General features: G+C 61.7%; 20 protein-coding genes. 17 read left to right on the top strand and 3 right to left on the bottom strand.

What is annotated here, in order from left to right:
• The first annotated feature begins 4 nt into the window (after nt 1-4).
• The 15 genes from D3870_RS01520 to D3870_RS01450 all read left to right on the top strand — a co-directional run bounded on the left by D3870_RS01520 (nt 5) and on the right by D3870_RS01450 (nt 13,847).
• Nucleotides 5-940, top strand: a complete 936-nt coding sequence (locus D3870_RS01520; RefSeq protein ID WP_119736089.1) for an MlaD family protein — start codon at nt 5-7, stop codon at nt 938-940.
• Between the two features lie 15 nt (nt 941-955).
• Nucleotides 956-1,567, top strand: coding sequence for an ABC-type transport auxiliary lipoprotein family protein (locus D3870_RS01515; protein ID WP_119736087.1), 612 nt, complete (start codon nt 956-958; stop codon nt 1,565-1,567).
• 6 nt (nt 1,568-1,573) lie between these two features.
• Complete coding sequence (locus D3870_RS01510; RefSeq protein ID WP_119736085.1) at nt 1,574-2,707, top strand: VanZ family protein; 1,134 nt, start codon at nt 1,574-1,576, stop codon at nt 2,705-2,707.
• 45 nt (nt 2,708-2,752) lie between these two features.
• The gene (locus D3870_RS01505) at nt 2,753-3,073 is read left to right on the top strand and encodes a (2Fe-2S) ferredoxin domain-containing protein (protein ID WP_119736083.1); all 321 of its coding nucleotides are present in this window, start codon (nt 2,753-2,755) and stop codon (nt 3,071-3,073) included.
• 12 nt (nt 3,074-3,085) lie between these two features.
• The gene (locus D3870_RS01500) at nt 3,086-3,712 is read left to right on the top strand and encodes an alpha/beta hydrolase (RefSeq protein WP_119736082.1); all 627 of its coding nucleotides are present in this window, start codon (nt 3,086-3,088) and stop codon (nt 3,710-3,712) included.
• Nucleotides 3,713-4,006: 294 nt separating this feature from the next.
• A complete protein-coding gene (locus D3870_RS01495; RefSeq protein ID WP_119741519.1) occupies nt 4,007-5,149 on the top strand; it encodes a D-alanyl-D-alanine carboxypeptidase family protein in 1,143 nt (380 codons plus the stop codon).
• A 592-nt stretch (nt 5,150-5,741) separates the two neighbouring features.
• A complete protein-coding gene (locus tag D3870_RS01490) occupies nt 5,742-6,527 on the top strand; it encodes a transporter substrate-binding domain-containing protein (RefSeq protein WP_119736080.1) in 786 nt (261 codons plus the stop codon).
• 19 nt (nt 6,528-6,546) lie between these two features.
• Nucleotides 6,547-7,212, top strand: coding sequence for an amino acid ABC transporter permease (locus D3870_RS01485; RefSeq protein ID WP_119736078.1), 666 nt, complete (start codon nt 6,547-6,549; stop codon nt 7,210-7,212).
• Entirely contained in the window at nt 7,212-7,868 is a 657-nt protein-coding gene (locus D3870_RS01480; RefSeq protein WP_119741517.1) for an amino acid ABC transporter permease, read from the top strand. The genes D3870_RS01485 and D3870_RS01480 overlap by 1 nt, the downstream gene beginning before the upstream one ends.
• Nucleotides 7,849-8,577, top strand: coding sequence for an amino acid ABC transporter ATP-binding protein (locus D3870_RS01475; RefSeq protein WP_119736076.1), 729 nt, complete (start codon nt 7,849-7,851; stop codon nt 8,575-8,577). The genes D3870_RS01480 and D3870_RS01475 overlap by 20 nt, the downstream gene beginning before the upstream one ends.
• A 35-nt stretch (nt 8,578-8,612) precedes the next feature.
• On the top strand, nt 8,613-9,311 hold the full coding sequence (locus tag D3870_RS01470) for a GntR family transcriptional regulator (protein ID WP_119736075.1): 699 nt from the start codon (nt 8,613-8,615) through the stop codon (nt 9,309-9,311).
• 185 nt (nt 9,312-9,496) lie between these two features.
• On the top strand, nt 9,497-10,774 hold the full coding sequence (locus tag D3870_RS01465) for an allantoate amidohydrolase (RefSeq protein WP_119736073.1): 1,278 nt from the start codon (nt 9,497-9,499) through the stop codon (nt 10,772-10,774).
• 11 nt (nt 10,775-10,785) lie between these two features.
• Nucleotides 10,786-12,411 carry an HAL/PAL/TAL family ammonia-lyase gene (locus D3870_RS01460; RefSeq protein WP_119736071.1) on the top strand — a complete coding sequence of 542 codons (1,626 nt, stop codon included), beginning with the start codon at nt 10,786-10,788 and terminating at the stop codon, nt 12,409-12,411.
• Nucleotides 12,412-12,615: 204 nt separating this feature from the next.
• The gene (locus D3870_RS01455; RefSeq protein ID WP_119736069.1) at nt 12,616-13,458 is read left to right on the top strand and encodes a D-amino acid aminotransferase; all 843 of its coding nucleotides are present in this window, start codon (nt 12,616-12,618) and stop codon (nt 13,456-13,458) included.
• Nucleotides 13,459-13,553: 95 nt separating this feature from the next.
• Entirely contained in the window at nt 13,554-13,847 is a 294-nt protein-coding gene (locus D3870_RS01450; RefSeq protein ID WP_119736067.1) for a DUF493 family protein, read from the top strand.
• Here D3870_RS01450 and D3870_RS01445 read toward each other — a convergent pair.
• Complete coding sequence (locus tag D3870_RS01445) at nt 13,842-14,753, bottom strand: transcriptional regulator GcvA (protein ID WP_119736065.1); 912 nt, start codon at nt 14,751-14,753, stop codon at nt 13,842-13,844. The genes D3870_RS01450 and D3870_RS01445 overlap by 6 nt on opposite strands.
• 144 nt (nt 14,754-14,897) lie before the next feature.
• Here D3870_RS01445 and D3870_RS01440 point away from each other — a divergent pair, with 144 nt between their 5' ends.
• Together D3870_RS01440 and D3870_RS01435 are read left to right on the top strand one after the other, a co-directional pair.
• On the top strand, nt 14,898-15,251 hold the full coding sequence (locus D3870_RS01440) for a DUF2917 domain-containing protein (RefSeq protein WP_119736064.1): 354 nt from the start codon (nt 14,898-14,900) through the stop codon (nt 15,249-15,251).
• A 133-nt stretch (nt 15,252-15,384) separates the two neighbouring features.
• Nucleotides 15,385-15,891, top strand: coding sequence for a DUF3291 domain-containing protein (locus D3870_RS01435; protein ID WP_119736062.1), 507 nt, complete (start codon nt 15,385-15,387; stop codon nt 15,889-15,891).
• Between the two features lie 61 nt (nt 15,892-15,952).
• On the opposite strand, the gene D3870_RS01430 is transcribed toward D3870_RS01435, so the two are convergent.
• The gene (locus tag D3870_RS01430; RefSeq protein WP_119741515.1) at nt 15,953-17,176 is read right to left on the bottom strand and encodes a benzoate/H(+) symporter BenE family transporter; all 1,224 of its coding nucleotides are present in this window, start codon (nt 17,174-17,176) and stop codon (nt 15,953-15,955) included.
• 59 nt (nt 17,177-17,235) lie between these two features.
• On the bottom strand, nt 17,236-17,694 hold the full coding sequence (locus tag D3870_RS21900; protein ID WP_147375681.1) for a hypothetical protein: 459 nt from the start codon (nt 17,692-17,694) through the stop codon (nt 17,236-17,238).
• Between the last annotated feature and the right edge of the window lie 25 nt (nt 17,695-17,719).

Here is a 17,719-nt window from a genome sequence, read left to right as displayed (position 1 = left end):
CATCATGGAAAACAAGGCGCATGCACTGATAGCGGGCCTGTTCACGATCGTGCTGCTGGCCGGCGCGATCTTCATCGGCATCTGGTTGAACCGCGACCGCGTGGAATGGGTGCCGTACCAGATCGCGACCGCGCTCTCGGTACCCGGCCTGAATCCGCAGGCAGCCGTCCGCTATCGCGGGCTGGATGTGGGCAAGGTCAACGAGATCACCTTCGATCCGCAAGAGGTGGGCCAGATCCTTGTGCACATCAGCGTGCGGCCGGACGCGCCAATCACGCAATCGACCTTTGCCACGCTCGGTTATCAGGGCGTCACCGGCATCGCCTATGTGCAACTGGACGATGACGGCAGCCGCCCGGTGAAGATGCCGAGCTCGAAGGACAACATCGCGCGCATCGAAATGCGCCCCAGCATCCTCGACCAACTGCAGAATCGCGGCCTCGCGATCCTCGAGCAGACCGAAGAGATGGCGAAACGCATCAACACCATGCTCGAGCCCGAAAACCGCAAGGCCATGCTGGCCGCGTTCGACAATGTCAGCCGCGCCGCCAACGAGGTCGAATCCATTCCGCGCCAGCTGCAGCCGACACTGGCGAAGCTGCCGGCGCTGGCGAACCAGGCGCAACAGGCCCTCACCTCGCTGACCGCGCTGTCGAGGGACGCCAGCGCATTGACCGGCAACCTGAACGGGATGGCAACCCGCCTGCAGGCCGCCGGCGGACCGCTTGATACAATCTCCAGCAGCGCCTCGCAGCTCGGCGCGACGGCCAACCGGCTGGAACATGAAACGCTGCCGGTCGCCAATGATGCGCGCACATCCATCAGATCGCTGAACCGGACGCTGGACAACCTGAGCGACAATCCCGGCAGCATGCTGTTCGGCGTGCCGCCGGCAGCGCCGGGACCGGGCGAACCAGGCTTTGTCGTGCCGGCCCACTAGAAGAAGAAATCAATCATGAAGAAAACCATTCATCTGCTTCTCACCCTGTTCGTCGCATTCAGCGCCGCATTGCTGGCCGGCTGCGCGACCAAGGGTCCGCAGTACACGCTCTACGATTTCGGCAGTCTGAAGACGGCGTCGGCGCCGTTGCCCGCATTGGCGCCGGTCAGCATCTCCGACGCCCGCGCCCCAGCCTGGCTCGATAGTACGCAAATGTACTTTCGCCTGAACTATGCGAACGATCAGGAGGCGCGCGCCTACGCCATCAGCCGCTGGAGCATGCCGCCGCCGCAACTGTTCACGCAGCGCCTGAAAGCGCGCATTGCGCAGGCGGGCGGCACGGCACTGACGGCATCCGATGGCGCGACGAACGTGCCGGTGCTGCGCATCGAGCTCGATGACTTCACGCAGGTGTTCGAAGCACCCGGACAGAACGCGGCGCGGATCGGCGTGCGCGCGGCGCTGTTCAACGGCCGCGCACTGGTCGCGCAAAGGAGCTTCGTCAAGCAGCTGCCGGCATCGAGCGCGGACGCCGCGGGCGGCGCGCGCGCGCTGGCCGACGCGGGCGATGCCGTCATCGCCGAGATGATGGCGTGGCTGGCGACACTGCCGCCTACTGCAAAGTAAGTCTGCATGCCGCACAACCAACCGGCCGCAGAACATCAGCCGGCAGGCTCCGCGTTTGCGCGTGTCGGCCTGCTGGTCTACACGCTGCTGATCACCTACGCCAGCTGGTACCCGTTCGCGGGGTGGCATGTCATCGGCGTGACGCCATGGGCATTTCTCTCCGCACCGCTGCCGCATTACTGGACATGGTTCGACGTGCTGACCAACATCGTCGCGTACATCCCGTTCGGCATGCTGGCGGTATTCGCGCTCCATCCGCATGTGCGGGGGCCGTTCGCCATCTTGCTGGCAATTGCGGGCGGCGCGCTGCTGTCGGGCGTGATGGAGGCGGTCCAGACCTTTCTGCCGAGCCGCGTCTCGTCCAACCTCGATTTCTTCACCAATACCGGCGGCGCGGCGATCGGCGCGATCGCGGGCGTGCTGCTGTCGCGCGCATTTCTTGAGCAAAGCCGCCTGCTGCAACTGCGCAAGGAGTGGTTCACGCGCGATGCGGGGCGCGGCCTGATCGTTCTTGCGATGTGGCCGCTGGCACAGATCTATCCGCAGGGCTATCTGTTCGGGCACGGACAGATTCTGCCGATCCTGTCCGACTGGCTGTCCGATTGGCTGGCGACGCCGGTCGATCTCGCCGCGTTTTTCATCCAGACGCAGGAACTGACGGTGCAGGAGTACTGGCTGTCGGAAACCATCATCACCGCCTGCGGCCTGACCGGCGCGCTGCTGACGCTGCTGTGCCTGCTGCGCAAGCATGCGCCCCGGCTGCGCCTGATCGCGGCACTGGCGGCGCTCGTGCTCATTGTCAAGGCGCTGGCGAATGCGCTGCTGTTCACGCCGGAAAATGCATTTGCATGGCTGACGCCGGGTGCCAAGGGCGGCCTGCTGGTGGGCGTGATGATGGTATCGGGGCTCGCCTTTGCGCGCCCGGTCGCGCAAAGGCGACTGGCGGTCGTCAGTCTGCTGGCCAGCGTGGTGGTCGCCAACATCGTGCCGATCAATCCCTACTTCACCGCCACGCTGCAAGCCTGGCTGCAGGGAAAATTCCTCAACTTCAACGGCGCGGCGCAATTCCTTTCGCTGGCATGGCCGTTCTTCGCGTTGTGGTTCCTGTTGCATCCCATGCATCGCCTGAAGCGGGATTGAGGCCGGGTGTATCATCGGCTTTTTGACGCAACACGCGGATTCATCATGAGCGACCAGCAGTTTTATCAACACCACGTATTCTTTTGTCTCAACCAGCGCGAATCGGGCGGCCGCCCGTGCTGCCATGACCGCGGCGCGCAAGAGGCGCAGGAACATGCGAAGCGCCGCATCAAGGACCTCGACCTGAGCGGCCCCGGCAAGGTACGCATCAACAAGGCCGGCTGCCTCGACCGTTGCGAGGAAGGTCCGGTGCTGGTGGTCTATCCCGAAGGCACCTGGTACACCTATGTCGACAAGGAAGACATCGACGAAATCATCGACGAGCATCTGGTCAAGGGCAAGGTCGTCGAGCGTCTGAAAATCTGAGGGCCGCATCGCATGAACGCCCATACTCAACGCTTCTCCATCGCCGGCGCGGCCGGCTCCCTGGAATGCGCACTCGACCTGCCTGAGTCAGTCGCGCCGCGCGGCATCGCGCTGGTCGCGCACCCCCACCCGCTGTACGGCGGCACCATGGACAACAAGGTCGCGCAAACCCTGGCGCGCGCCTTCGTCGCACTCGGCTATGCTGCCGTCCGCATGAACTTTCGCGGCGTCGGCCAATCCGCCGGCGAGCATGACGCGGGACACGGCGAGACCGACGACATGGAACTGCTGCTCAAGCACATGCGGCAGCAATACCCGAATGTGCCGGTGGCGCTCTGCGGATTTTCCTTCGGCACCTTCGTGCAATCGCAGTTGCAGCAGCGCCTGATCGCGCAGGGCACGCCGGCCGAGCGGCTGGTGCTGGTCGGCAGCGCCGCCGGCAAATGGGCGATGCCGGATGTGCCCGCCAACACCATTCTCATCCACGGCGAGCTGGACGACACGATTCCGCTGCAAGCCGCCCTCGACTGGGCGCGTCCGCAGGATTTGCCGGTCATCGTGATTCCCGGCGCTGATCATTTTTTTCACCGCAAGTTGCAACATATCAAGAATTTCGTGGTCGAAATGTGGCACCGTTGATGCCATAAGGTAATTCGGACCGTACTGCCCGCAGTACGGTCCGCGAAATGTCTTTCAATCCATCCTCGGACTCTTGAATTGCACGTGCTGCAATATCGCTGTACGCCAGTGCGGCTGCGACATTGCGCATTCGGCATGCCTGGAAATCAAGGCTATCGATCGCATGCATCAAGGCCGCAAAAGAGCCGGGACCAATGGTCACGAACATGACTGCTGGCACTATAATTCCCTGATTCAATTTTTACCCAACCAATGCCTGCACCGGTCCGCGGCAGGTTTCAAAAAATGCACCCCATGAAAAAACTACTTGTGGCCCTGGCTGCCGCGTTCTCTTTCTCCGCCGCTTCCGCTCAAGCGCTTCCCGCCCCCACCATCGCCGCAAAATCCTGGCTGCTGCTCGACGCCACCAGCGGCCAGGTGCTGGCATCGCAGGACGCCACGATGCGCATCGAACCGGCCTCGCTCACCAAGATCATGACGGCCTATCTGGCATTTTCGGCAATCAAGGAAAAGCGCCTTGATCCGAACCAGCTGATCAACGTCTCGGTACGCGCCTGGAAAGTCGATCCGAGCAGCTCCAAGATGTTCATCGACCCCGCCACGCCGGTGAAGGTCAACGATCTGATGTACGGGCTGATCGTGCAGTCGGGCAACGATGCCGCCGTCGCGCTGGCCGAAGCGGTCGCCGGCACCGAAGACGCCTTCGTCGCCTTGATGAACCGCGAGGCGGAACGCATGGGCCTGAAGTCGACCCGTTTCGCCAATCCACACGGCTTGCCCAGCCCGGACAACTACTCGACCGCGCAGGACCTGTCGACGCTGGCAGCGCGCCTGATCGCGGATCACCCGGACCACTACAAGATCTATTCGACCAAGGACTTCACCTACAACAAGATCAAGCAGCCGAACCGCAACCGCCTGCTGTGGCTCGACCCGAGCGTCGATGGCATGAAGACCGGCCACACGGCAGGCGCAGGCTACTGCCTGATCTCGTCGGCGAAACGCCCGAACGCCGGCGGCGAGCGCCGCCTGATTTCGGTCGTGCTCGGCACCGTGTCCGACCAGACCCGCGCGCAGGAAAGCCAGAAGCTCCTGAACTGGGGCTTCCAGAACTTCGACACCGTCAAGCTGTACGGCAAGGGCCAGGCGGTCGCGACGCCGGAAGTGTGGAAGGGCTCGCAGGGACAGGTGAAGATCGGCTTCGATCACGATGTCTATGTGACCGTGCCCAAGGGCGTCGCCGACAAGATCAAGCCGGTGCTGGAGCGCAAGGACCCGCTGGTGGCGCCGGTCGCCGCCAACAGCAAGGTCGGCACGCTGAAGATGGTCATCGACGGCAAGACCATGTCGGAACTGCCGGTGGTCGCACTGGAACAGGTGAACCAGGCCAGCATCTTCGGCCGCGCCTGGGATTCGGTGCGCCTGTGGCTGAAATAATCCCGGCACACACCTTGTAACCTCAGCCTGGCTGCAATCGCGCCAGGCTCCTCCCCTCCTCCGGCGGCATCGACACAGAGCGTCACGACGACGTCTGTACGCGACGATGCCGCGTCCGGGGCGACGACGCCCCGTGACCATCCCCGATATTTCATCAGCCAGTCACTCCCCAGGTGTCGCCGTTCGCTGAAGCGGCACGGGCCGGGCGAGCGGCTGTTCGCCGCAGCGCATCAGACGCGTCGATAGCGCGGAGCGACGTTCAAGTCAGGCGCACCCTCGGCGCCGCCCGGTCGCACGCACGAAGTGCACCATTCCGGTGTGATCTTGATAACTACCGCACCGAGACAGGGAGAAATTCCGGAACGGTTCAAGGTAGCGCGCCTGACAAAATGAGGCGCAACGGTTCCGGGCGGATGCGTCGCCGCAGACAGCACAAGACGCAAGGCAAGGCGGCGCAACGTTCTCCGAATCATTTTGCCAGGCGATCGTATACATTAATTGTATGCAGGCACGGATTCTGCATAACTCCTTTTCAACGTCTCGATGCGTTTGAGGCGGCACCCGTTCCATTCACGCTAAAAAGGAATTATCGATGAAACGCCGTTCCCTGTTGACCGCCCTCGTCCTTGGCGCTGCCACGTTGACCCTGTCCACCGCGTCCCATGCCGATGCGCTGGAAAACATCATCAAAACCAAAACGCTGCGCGTGGCTGTTCCTCAGGATTTCCCGCCATTCGGCTCGGTGGGGAACGACTTGAAGCCGGTGGGGTACGACATCGACATGGCGAAGCTCATCGGGCAGGAGCTTGGCGTCATCGTCGAGATTGTGCCGGTCACGAGCGCCAATCGCATTCCTTATCTGACGACCAAAAAGGTGGACCTGGTGATTTCGAGCCTCGGCAAAAACCCCGAGCGCGAAAAAGTGATCGACTTCAGCGATGCCTACGCACCGTTTTTCAATGGCGTGTTTGGCGCGAGCAGCCAGAAGATCGGCAAGGCCGAGGATCTCGCCGGCAAGGTGGTCGGCGTGACGCGCGGCGCGATTGAAGACCTCGAACTGACCAGGATCGCCCCGGCCAGCACGATCATCAAGCGCTTCGAAGACAACAACACGACGATATCGGCCTATCTGTCCGGCCAGGTTCCGCTGATCGCAACCGGCAACGTCGTTGCCGCAAGCATCTCCGAAAAACAGCCAGGCAAGAAGCTGGAAGTGAAATTCCTCATCAAGAATTCGCCATGCTCCATCGGCCTGAACAAGAATGAAGACAAGCTGCGCGAGCGCGTCAACGCCATCGTTGCGAAGGCGAAGAAAGACGGCAGTCTGAACCGCATTGCCGACAAATGGCTGAAAGCGCCACTACCCGCCGATCTGTGAAATCCACGACGAAGCAATCATGGATTATCTTTTTGATTTCGGCAGCATCTGGGAATACCGCGAGTATCTCGTCAACGGGATACTCGGCACGCTGCGCCTGACGGCGGCCGGAACCGTGCTCGGCTTGGCGGTCGGCATCCTGGGCGCGGTCTCCCGCGCCTGGAAGTTGCCGGGCCTTGCGCAGCTCTATGCGGGCTATGTGGAGCTGATTCGCAACACGCCCTTCATCGTTCAGCTGTTTTTCGTGTTCTTCGGCTTGCCTGGTCTTGGCGTGCAGCTTAACGAATGGCAGGCGGCCACGCTGGCCATGATCATCAATCTCGGCGCGTACAGCACGGAGATCATTCGGGCCGGGATTGAAGCGGTGCCGAAAGGGCAGATCGAGGCGGCGTCGGCATTGGCCATGTCGCGCTTCCAGATTTTTCGTCACGTCGTCCTGCGGCAGGCGCTTGCCAAAATCTGGCCGGCACTCTCCAGCCAGATCATCATCGTCATGCTGGGCTCTTCGGTGTGTTCGCAGATTTCGGCGGAAGAGCTGACGTTCGGCGCCAACTTCATCCAGTCCCGCAATTTCCGGGCATTTGAAATCTATCTGATCGCCACTGCGCTGTACTTCATGCTCGCACTGCTGCTTCGGCATCTGCTTGTCCTGTTCGGACGCCACGTGATCGCAAGGAGGTCATGATGAGCGACTTCAGCACATGGGACATCCTGCGCAACCTGCTGATCGCGGCGCGATGGACGATCGTTCTGTCCATCGTCGCCTTCCTCGGCGGCGGCCTGGTCGGGCTTGGACTGCTGCTCATGCGAACATCGAAGAGCCGCGCGTTGCGCACGATCAGCCGCGCTTATATTGAAGTGTTTCAAAGCACGCCTCTGTTGATGCAGCTGTTCCTGCTGTTTTTCGGCGTGGCGCTGCTGGGAGTCGATGTGTCGCCCTGGCTCGCTGCGGGACTGGCGCTCACGCTGTTTACCAGCGCCTATCTGGCCGAAATCTGGCGTGGCTGCGTCGAGGCGATTCCACGCGGCCAGTGGGAGGCATCCTCCAGCCTGGCGATGACTTACTTCGAACAGATGCGGCACGTCATCCTGCCGCAGGCACTGCGTATTGCGATACCGCCTACCGTCGGGTTCTCGGTCCAGGTCGTGAAAGGCACGGCGGTCACGTCGATCATCGGCTTCGTGGAATTGACCAAGGCCGGAACGATGATTGCCAATGCCACGTTTGCGCCATTCACGGTGTTCGGCCTGGTGGCACTGATGTATTTTCTGTTGTGTTTCCCGCTGTCTGTTTATGCAGGCAAGCTTGAAAGGAAGATGAATGTCACTCGTCAGCATTAACGGTCTGCACAAGCGATTCGGCGACCTGCACGTTCTCAAGGGCATCGACCTGAGCGTGCGGGAAGGCGAAGTGATGGCGATCATCGGCCGCAGCGGCTCCGGCAAAAGCACCTTGCTGCGCACCATCAACGGATTGGAAAGTTTCGATGAGGGGACGCTCGATGTCGATGGCGAACGCATCACGGTCGGGCAAAGCAATTTGCGCAACTTGCGGCTGAAGGTCGGCATGGTCTTCCAGCAGTTCAATCTGTATCCGCATCTGACAGCCGGACAGAATGTGATGCTTTCCCTGACCGTGGTCAAACGGATGGCAAAAAAAGAAGCGGAATCGATCGCACGGGACATGATGGAAAAGGTCGGCCTCAGCGACAAATTCGATTACTACCCGGACCAGCTCTCGGGAGGGCAGCAGCAACGGGTCGCCATCGCGCGGGCGCTCGCCATGTCGCCGAAGGTGCTGCTGTGCGACGAGATCACGTCGGCGCTCGACCCCGAACTGGTCAACGAGGTGTTGAGCGTCGTGCGCAAACTGGCCGAGGATGGCATGACCTTGATCATGGTGACGCACGAGATGCGCTTCGCACGCGAAGTCGGCGATCAGCTCGTGTTCATGCATCAAGGAAAAGTGCATGAACACGGCTCGCCCAAAGCCTTGTTCAGCGCGCCGTCCACGCCCGAACTTGCCAGCTTTGTCGGTTCGATTTCCTGACATCCATCAACGCCTCAAGAACGAGCTTCCCAGTCATGCCGAATCAACCTGTTGCTGCCGTTGCGAAATCTTCCGATGAAATCGCCAACGACATCGCGAATGCGATTGTCGAAGGCCGACTCCCGCCCGGCACCAAACTCAAGGAAGAGGCGCTGGCGAAAGTCTATTCGGTGAGCCGCACGAAAATTCGCGCCGCGCTGCTCATGCTCGCCAAGGATGAACTGATCGAAATCGCTCCCGAAAAGGGCGCCAGCGTGAGCCGTTTGAGCAAGGATGAAGTGCGGGAAATTTTCGAGGTGCGCCGCATTCTGGAGGTCGCGCTCGTGCGCGAATTTGCACAGAAGGCACAGAGCGCCGACTATCGGCGCCTGGATGAGCACATGGCACGCGAACGGGAAGCACTTGCTGCGCGCGATGTCCGTTTGCGCGCAAAACTGCTGGCGGAATTTCACACCCTGCTTGCCGAGATCGTCGGCAACCAGGTCTTGCTCAACATTCTGAAGAAACTGACGGCGCGCACCGCCCTGACCGCGATGCGGCATCAGAGCGACGATGGCGCGACGTGCTCATCGGATGAACATGCCCGGATTATCGAGGCAGCCAGAGCCGGCGATGTCGAGCGCGCCATTGAAATGACCTTGCATCATCTTGCTCATGTGCAGGGAGACATGGAGGACGGCTGCGCGGAGGCCAATCGTGAAAGCGACCTGATCGCCGCCTTGCTGACATGCTGATCAGGCGTCATCAGGGTTCTGCTCGCGGACCTGCAACTTGAGTGAACGGCATTTCACTCTCCCATTAAACATCCATGAAACATCCATGGCGCGACATTGACTTCACCTGATGCGCGACGGCATTGTGTACATTCTCTCTTTGAATCCATCCCTATAACCATCCACACTGACTCCAGGGAACGACGATGACTCAGGCAACAGACCAGGGCGCAACCATCATGCGATGGGCCGACGAACTGGGCCGCCACAGCGAGGTGCCCGGCCTGCTGACGCGCACCTACCTGACGCCGGCGCACGCGCACGCGGCAGAGCAGCTCGCGCAATGGATGCGCGAGGCCGGCATGCAGGTGCGGCGCGATGCGGCAGGCAATGTCATCGGCCGTTACGAAGGCATCGTGCCGGATGCGCCGGCACTGCTGACCGGATCGCATTTCGACACGGTGCGCGATGCCGGCAAGTACGACGGCACTCTCGGCATCCTGCTGCCGCTCGCCTGCATCGCGGAATGGCACCGGCAGCAGCGCCGCTTCCCCTTCGCGATCGAGGTGATTGCTTTCGCGGAGGAAGAAGGCGTGCGCTTCAAGGCTACCCTGCTGGGCAGCCGCGCCGTCGCCGGCACCTTCGATACGGCCGTGCTGGACAAGTGCGACGAGCAGGGACAAACCATGCGCGAGGCGCTGACTGCGTCGGGACTGGATGCGCAGGCGCTGCCGCAGGCCGCGTACACGAAGGAACAGGTGCTCGCCTTCATCGAAGTGCATATCGAGCAAGGGCCAGTGCTGCTGGAAGAAAACCTTCCACTGGGCATCGTCACCGCCATCTCCGGCGCATCGCGCTTCCTGGTCAGCGCAATCGGCCTTGCCGGCCATGCGGGCACGGTGCCGATGCACCTGCGCCGCGACGCCGCGATGGCGGCGGCGGAAATCGGGCTGTACATCGAGAAGCGCTGTTCCGGCGTGCCGGGGCTGGTCGGCACGGTCGGGCAATGGAATGTGCCGAACGGCGCGGCGAACGTCGTTCCCGGCATGGCGGTGTTCACCATCGACATCCGCGCCGAGAGCGACACCGTGCGCCTGGCAGCGGTACGCGATGTGCTGGACGCAATGGAGCAGATTGCCGAGCGGCGCAATGTCCGATTGGAGGTCAATCCGACCCATGCGGCCGGGAGCGTGCCCTGCGCCCCCTGGCTGCAGCAGCAGCTGGGCGCGGCGATTGCCGCCTTCGACCTGCCGGTCCGCCATCTGCCGTCGGGCGCGGGACATGATGCAATGGCGATCGCCGCGCTGACCGATGTCGCGATGCTCTTCGTGCGCTGCGGCAACGGCGGCATCAGCCACCATCCGGACGAAATCATGACGGCGGACGATGCGGCGCAGGCAGCCGCCGTGTTCAGCCGCTTCGTGGAAAACTTCATGCCGCGCCATGACGCGGAACATCCAACGCACACGCTTACCGGACATTGACTGGAACCACCATGACCACAATTCTTATCGACGGCTTCACCCTGAGCGCGGAACAAGTGATCGCGATTGCGCGCGATCCGGGCATGAAGGTCGGCCTGGCACCCTCCTCGCGCGACGCCTTGCAGCAAAGCCGCGACTACATCGAATCAACCTGGATGCATGACGAAGCGCCGATGATGTACAGCTTCAATACCGGCGTCGGCCTGCTGAAAGACACCCGCATCAAGGTCGAGCATATCGGCCTGTTCCAGACCCAGATGATCAAGGCGCATGCCGCCGGCCTGGGTGAACCCTTCTCCGAAGAGGTGAGCCGGGCGACCATGCTGCTGCGCGCGAATGCCTTCGCCTCCAACTATTCGGCGCCGCGCGTCGAGGTGGTGGAGCGCCTGCTGGCCTTCCTCAACGCCGGCATCCATCCCGTGATGCCGCAGAAGGGTTCGGTCGGCGCATCCGGCGACCTCGCGCCGCTGTCCTATCTGGCAGCGGCCATTGCCGGTTTCGAGGAAGCGGAGGTGATGTACCAGGGGCGGCGCATGCCCGCGCCGCAGGCCATTGCCGAAGCGCAGATCGGCCCGGTCACGTTCGAGCTGAAGGCCAAGGATGCCTCCGCCCTGATCAACGGTTGCACAGTCTCGCTCGCGGTCGCGGTGCTGGCCGCGCACGATGCGCGCAATCTGCTGGCGGATGCCTGCCTGTCGCTGGGACTGACGCTGGAAGCGCTGCGCGCCGACATGTCCGCCTTCGACGAACGCATCCACCGGGCGCGGCCGCATGCCGGACAGATCAAGGCCGCCGCCATCGTCCGCCAGCTGCTGGCCGGCTCGACGCGCACCACGCACGACGCGCGCGCCGTGCAGTTCCCCGAGGAATCACGGCGCACCGACATTCCCTACACGCCGCGCATCCAGGACGTGTACTCGCTGCGCTGCGCGCCCCAGGTGTACGGCCCGGTGTTCGATGCGCTGGACTACATCGACAACATCGTCGACAAGGAAATCAATTCCGCCACAGACAATCCCCTGATCTTTGGCAAGGACGGCGGCGGCTTCGAGATCATTTCCGGCGGCAATTTTCACGGCCAGTATCTGGCGCAGGCGATGGACTTGCTGGCGATGGCCATCGCCGATCTCGGCAGCATGTGCGAACGCCGCATCGCGCGCCTGATCGACCCGACGCTGTCGTGGGGCTTGCCGCGCAACCTGATGAGCGGCATTCGCGGCGTCAACACCGGCTATCCAGTCGTGCAATGTTCGATGAGCGCGCTGGTGATGGAAAACCGCACGCTGTGCATGCCGGGCAGCGTCGACAGCATTCCCGCGAAAGGCAACAGCGAAGACCATGTGTCCAACTCGACCTGGTGCGCGCGCAAGGCGGCCACCGTGGTCGCCAACACGCAGTACATCGTCGGCGTCGAAATGCTGCTGGCGGCGCAAGGCTTGACGATGACCGAATCGCTCCTGCCCGGCTTCGTGCTTGGCAAGGGAACGCAGGCCGCCTACGACGAGGTGCGTCGCCAGATCCCGGCCTGCCTCGACGGCGACCGCTGGTTCCACGCCGACATCGTGACGGCGCACAGCTTCGTCACCAGTGGTTCGGTGCGCGCGGCGGTGGAGAGAACGATCGGCGCATTCGCTTGATCGTTGCCGATGGCTTGCGCAGGATTCCGACACCGACAACAATTCGTATGGCGCGGCCCCCAAGCTCGGTCATGACGCATCCAGGCCTGCTCACGCGCCTGGCCGGAATGCTCGCTGACAAGCATCCACGCATACGTATTTTGCATAATCCCCCGCGTTGATTGTGCAAAAATGCTTCATCACCAATTACCAAGGAAAGCCGTCATGCAAGACCCCCTCGTTTACCTCAACGGCGAACTGACGCCTCTGTCTGAAGCGAAGATTCCTGTCCTCGATCGCGGCTTCATTTTCGGCGATGGCGTGTACGAGGTCATCCCTATGTATGCAAGAAAGTTATTTCGTGCGAAGCAGCACATGGCGCGCCTGTTCCGCAGCCTCGCATCGATCGGCATTCCCAATCCACATACCGAACAGGAGTGGATGGAACTGATCGGCAAGGTCGAGAAGGCCTATCCCGCCGACAACCAGTTGATCTACCTGCAAGTCACGCGCGGCGTTGCCAAGCGCGCCCATGCCTTTCCACAAGAGATGACGCCGACCGTGTTCATCATGACCAATCCGCTGGTGCCGCCGTCGGCCGCAGTGGTGGAAAAAGGCGTGCCCTGCATTTCGATGGAAGACAAGCGCTGGCTGCGTTGTGAAATCAAGTCGGTGTCGCTGCTCGGCAACGTGCTGGCGGCGCAGGAAGCAGCGCAAAGCGGCGTGGTGGAAACGATCCAGTTCCGCGACGGCTTCCTGACCGAAGCCTCGGCCTCGAACGTGTGGATCGTCAAGAACGGCACGCTGATGGGACCGCCGAAGGACAATCTGATCCTCGAAGGCATCCGCTACGGCTTGATGGAGGAATTGTCGGCGGCATGCGGCGTGCCGCTCGAGGTCCGTCGCATCGCGCGCGAGGAAGTGTTCGCCGCCGATGAAGTGATGCTGACCTCGGCCTCGAAGGAAGTGCTGCCTGTCGTGACGATCGACGGCCAGACCATCGGCAGCGGCAAGCCGGGCCCGGTCTTCCGCAAGCTGCATGCGGCCTACCAGGCGGCCAAGGCATAAAAAACCCAGCGGCGTAAAATACAGGCATCCCTCAAGTGCGTGGTCCCGGTGCAAATCGGGACCACGCGTCGTTTCATACTCAGAGAATTGATGCCATGACACAAGCTTCCGACAAACCTGCCGACAATCCTCGCGAAACGCTGATCGAATATCCGAGCGACTTCCCGATCAAGATCATGGGCGTGATGCAGGACGCCTTTGCGCAAACGATGGTGGATGTCGTCGTGCAGCACGACCCGACCTTTCATTCCGGCAAGATGGAAATGCGTCCATCGAGCAAGGGCACTTACCTGTCGCTGACGGTCACGGTGCGCGCCACCAGCCGCGAACAGCTCGACAATCTGTACCGCGCGCTGTCCTCGCATCCGATGGTGAAAGTGGTTCTATAGCACACCGGTCGTCGGCATCTTGAGTTTCGCGATCTCGTCAAACAGCCAGGTGCGGAAAGCTTGCACTTGCGGTTTCTGCAATGCGCCAGGCGGGCAGACGAAGTAGTAGGAACTCGGACACTTCACCGCAATATCGGAGAGACGAACGAGTTCGCCCGATTCGATTTCGGTGGCGACGATGGCGAAGCGCGCCAGCGCGATGCCATGCCCCTCCGCCGCGGCCCGCACCAGCATCGACGAATCCTCGAACACCAGCCCGCCGGTCGGCTCGGCCGCCTCGATTCCCGCCGCGCGGAACCATGGCTCCCACGGCTCGCCGTCGCACCGCAGCAGCGTGCTCTTCACCAATTGCTGCGGCGTCTTCGGCAGCTTGCCGCGATTGAAGCGCGGACTTGCCACCGGGTAGTAGTAATCGTCCATCAATTTCTCCACCGTGAGGCCGGGATAGTGACCGCGCCCGAAGCGGATGCCGACATCGACCGATTCGCGCACGAAATCGGTCAGGTGATTGCTCGATTGCAGCATCACTTCGAGATCGGGATAGCGTTCGATGAATTGCCCCAGGCGCGGCGACAGCCAGCGCGCGGCGAAGGACGACAAGGACGTGATCGTGAGCCGTTTCTGCCTGGAACTTGCCTGCAGCACTTCAGCCGCGGCCGCGATGTCGGTCAGGGCGCGGCGCAGCGTGTCGGCAAAGCGTTCGCCCTCCGGCGTGATCGCAATCCGCTTGCCGTGCCGCACGAACAACGTCACTCCCAGTTCTTCCTCCAGCGCCCGCACCTGATGGCTGATCGCGCCATGGGTGACGTGAATTTCCTCCGCCGCCCGCGTGAAATTCTCATGCCGCGCGGCGGCCTCGAAGGCGCGCAACGCGGCCAGGTTGGGTAGTCTGCGCAAGTCCGCCATATGTGAATGAAATTAGCAAGAACGTGGAAAAGATATCGTTTAGAAAGTCCGCACTCGCGAACTAGAATGGCTCTGTGCATGAGAGATTAATTCGAATCTCCCCGTGCAAAGGCATCCCCGCCAGCCATTTCAGGAGTGTAGATCATGAGAGACTTATTCACAAACAAGGCGCTCGTCATCCCGGCCGGACAAGCCAGCTCCGGCATTGCAAAACAGGGCCAGACCCTGCGCATCGTGCGCGGTCGCGCCTGGGTGACAATGGAAGGCGTGTCGCATGACTACTGGTTGTCCGCCGGCAATGCACTGCAAACCATCCCCGGACAATTGACGGTAGTCGAGGCCGATCCCGCCAAGGGCAACCTTGAAGTGCGCATCGAGCGTCCGCAATCGCCGGGAGCGAAACTCGCAACGCAACTGGCCGGTTTGGTGCAACGCTTTGCGTACAGGAAAAACGCACAGGCAACCTTGCAACGCCCCGCTCTCGCTCAATGCAAATGAGTGGTTAAATGAGCGGCTGACGGTGCAGCAACATCTGTGACGTGCAACTCCAGCAAGGATTGAACAAGCCCTCGGCGCGAGCCGGGGGCTTTGTTGCAATAGCGGTTTGAAAAAACAGAAGAGGGAGCAAACCATGCATGACAAGAAACATCTTGCGCAAGTCAACATCGGACGCGCCCGCGGCGCGATGGACGATCCGGTGATGGCCGGCTTCGTTGCGCAGCTCGACCGCATCAACGCACTGGCCGAGGCCAGTCCGGGTTTCGTGTGGCGACTGAAAACGGAGGAAGGCAACGCGACCTCGCTGCAGCCGTACGCCGACGAACGCATCATCGTCAATCTGTCCGTGTGGGAAACGCCCGAACATCTCCGGCAATTCGTCTACCGCAGTGCGCACACCGAAGTCCTGCGTGAGCGCAAGTCCTGGTTCGAACGCTTCGGCGATGCCTACATGGCAATGTGGTGGATCGATGCCGGCCACGTCCCCACCGTCGAGGAAGCGAAGGAACGACTGCGGCATCTGCAGATCAACGGCGAAAGCGAATTCGCCTTTTCCTTTGCGCACTTGTTTACGCCAACGAATGCCGACGCAACAGCGGCAACGATCCGCTTGCAACCCTCTGCCGCACAGCAGGAATGAGCGCGCAGAAGGTTATGCGCAGCCGCATTACACTGCGCGCTTTCTTGTGAAGGCGCGCAGGCTATTTCGCATCCCTGTCGGCAGCGGTGAACCAGGGAAAGTGGCGACGGCCGGCCTGCAAGACCACGATCGCCATCACGCCCGCAACCAATCCCCAGAACGCCGAACCGACGCCGAACAGGGTCACGCCCGACGCCGTCACCAGGAAGGTGACCAGCGCGGGTTCGCGCTCCTTCTCGTTGCTCATGGCCGCCGCCAGTCCGTTGCCTATCGTGCCGAACAAGGCGAGTCCCGCCACAGCCATCACCAGTTCCTTCGGGAAGGCCGCGAACAGCGCACCGACCGTTGCACCGAACAAGCCGATCAACAGATAGAACACGCCGGCAAACACCGCCGCGACATAGCGTCGCGCCGGATCCTCGTGCGCCTCGCGCCCCATGCAGATCGCCGCCGTGATCGCCGCCAGATTCAGCGCAAATGCACCGAACGGCGCGAGCAGCAGGTTGACCACACCGGTCCAGCCGATCACCGGCGAAATCGGCAGCGTATAGCCCGATGCGCGAATCACCGCGACGCCCGGCACGTTTTGCGACGCCATGGTCACCACGAACAGGGGCAGCGCGATGCCGATCAGCGCGGCCAGCGAAAACTGCGGCGCGACGAATACCGGTTTCGCGAACTCCAGATGCACGCCCTCCATCCGCAGCAGGCCCGATGCGGCGGCAATCGCGATGCCCACGCCCAGCGTGGCGACCACCGCATAGCGCGATGATGTGCGTCGCATCACGAGATAGGTGCAGAACATGGCGAACGCCATCGTGAACTGCGTCTTCATCGCCACGAATACATCGAGTCCGAAGCGCAACAAAACGCCGGCCAGCATGCCGGACGCGATCGACACCGGAATCCGATTGATCGCGCGCTCGAACCAGCCGGAAAAGCCGCACAGGGCAATCATCGCGGCCGACACCAGGAATGCGCCAGTCGCCTCGCCGATCGAGACGCCTGCCGCGCCGGTGATCAGCATCGCCGCGCCCGGCGTGGACCATGCGGTGACCACCGGCATCCTGTAGCGCAGCGACAGGAGAATGCAGGTCAGCCCCATGCCGATGCCCAGCGCCCACATCCACGACGCAAGCTGGGCCGGCGTCGCACCGACGGCATGCGCACCCTGGAAGACGATGACGGCGGAACTGGTGAAGCCGACCAGCACCGTGACGAAGCCGGCGATGATGGCAGACAGGGAAAGGTCTTTGAAGAAGGACATGGTGGAATTGATTTTTATCGCTGAGATGACGGGCACACACCACGCGGCCCGGTTGATTGATTTGTTGATGCCACAAATTACTCCAGTCGCGCATACTCGCGGCAATCACGGCCTCTGTTTTCACGTAGCATGAGTACTGAAGCATCTCTTGCAGCGCATCCTCGAACGTCGATCCGCACACCATCAAGTCGACATGTACCGACAGCATATTTCGCCGAACCATCGCTCGACACGAACAACAGTCCCCAAACACCATCCTGTGGAGGCGCGGCTGGCGGATATGTTTTTCGGTAACGCGCCAAATACAAGTCGCCATCATAGCCATGGCTATCGCAAACAAGTTCCCAGCCGCCCGGCATTAATTCAGCCAGTTTTATATTCGCCGAGCCTGAGACGGCTCGCGCCGAAAGCTGATACCTGAATATCGCCTCGTCAATTGAAGTCGGTAGTTCGTAGAGATTCCAAATAGCGGCAGCTATCAACAAAAGAAATATTGATAAGACGCCTTTCTTAATCGTGACCCGCTTCGGTCGCATACTTATCCTTGATCGCTAACTGGCC

Source organism: Noviherbaspirillum cavernae (assembly GCF_003590875.1).
Taxonomy (GTDB): Bacteria; Pseudomonadota; Gammaproteobacteria; order Burkholderiales; family Burkholderiaceae_D; genus Noviherbaspirillum; species Noviherbaspirillum cavernae.
This window is presented reverse-complemented; position numbering and strand designations above follow the sequence as displayed.

Coding starts and splice junctions, on each gene's coding strand:
- D3870_RS01520 (WP_119736089.1), top strand. CDS start 5: ATGGAAAACAAGGCGCATGCACTGATAGCGGGCCTGTTCACGATCGTG.
- D3870_RS01505 (WP_119736083.1), top strand. CDS start 2,753: ATGAGCGACCAGCAGTTTTATCAACACCACGTATTCTTTTGTCTCAAC.
- D3870_RS01435 (WP_119736062.1), top strand. CDS start 15,385: ATGCATGACAAGAAACATCTTGCGCAAGTCAACATCGGACGCGCCCGC.
- D3870_RS01445 (WP_119736065.1), bottom strand. CDS start 14,753: ATGGCGGACTTGCGCAGACTACCCAACCTGGCCGCGTTGCGCGCCTTC.
- D3870_RS01490 (WP_119736080.1), top strand. CDS start 5,742: ATGAAACGCCGTTCCCTGTTGACCGCCCTCGTCCTTGGCGCTGCCACG.
- D3870_RS01455 (WP_119736069.1), top strand. CDS start 12,616: ATGCAAGACCCCCTCGTTTACCTCAACGGCGAACTGACGCCTCTGTCT.
- D3870_RS01465 (WP_119736073.1), top strand. CDS start 9,497: ATGACTCAGGCAACAGACCAGGGCGCAACCATCATGCGATGGGCCGAC.
- D3870_RS01475 (WP_119736076.1), top strand. CDS start 7,849: ATGTCACTCGTCAGCATTAACGGTCTGCACAAGCGATTCGGCGACCTG.
- D3870_RS01440 (WP_119736064.1), top strand. CDS start 14,898: ATGAGAGACTTATTCACAAACAAGGCGCTCGTCATCCCGGCCGGACAA.
- D3870_RS01450 (WP_119736067.1), top strand. CDS start 13,554: ATGACACAAGCTTCCGACAAACCTGCCGACAATCCTCGCGAAACGCTG.
- D3870_RS01485 (WP_119736078.1), top strand. CDS start 6,547: ATGGATTATCTTTTTGATTTCGGCAGCATCTGGGAATACCGCGAGTAT.
- D3870_RS01510 (WP_119736085.1), top strand. CDS start 1,574: ATGCCGCACAACCAACCGGCCGCAGAACATCAGCCGGCAGGCTCCGCG.
- D3870_RS01460 (WP_119736071.1), top strand. CDS start 10,786: ATGACCACAATTCTTATCGACGGCTTCACCCTGAGCGCGGAACAAGTG.
- D3870_RS01470 (WP_119736075.1), top strand. CDS start 8,613: ATGCCGAATCAACCTGTTGCTGCCGTTGCGAAATCTTCCGATGAAATC.
- D3870_RS01500 (WP_119736082.1), top strand. CDS start 3,086: ATGAACGCCCATACTCAACGCTTCTCCATCGCCGGCGCGGCCGGCTCC.
- D3870_RS01515 (WP_119736087.1), top strand. CDS start 956: ATGAAGAAAACCATTCATCTGCTTCTCACCCTGTTCGTCGCATTCAGC.
- D3870_RS01480 (WP_119741517.1), top strand. CDS start 7,212: ATGAGCGACTTCAGCACATGGGACATCCTGCGCAACCTGCTGATCGCG.
- D3870_RS21900 (WP_147375681.1), bottom strand. CDS start 17,694: ATGCGACCGAAGCGGGTCACGATTAAGAAAGGCGTCTTATCAATATTT.
- D3870_RS01495 (WP_119741519.1), top strand. CDS start 4,007: ATGAAAAAACTACTTGTGGCCCTGGCTGCCGCGTTCTCTTTCTCCGCC.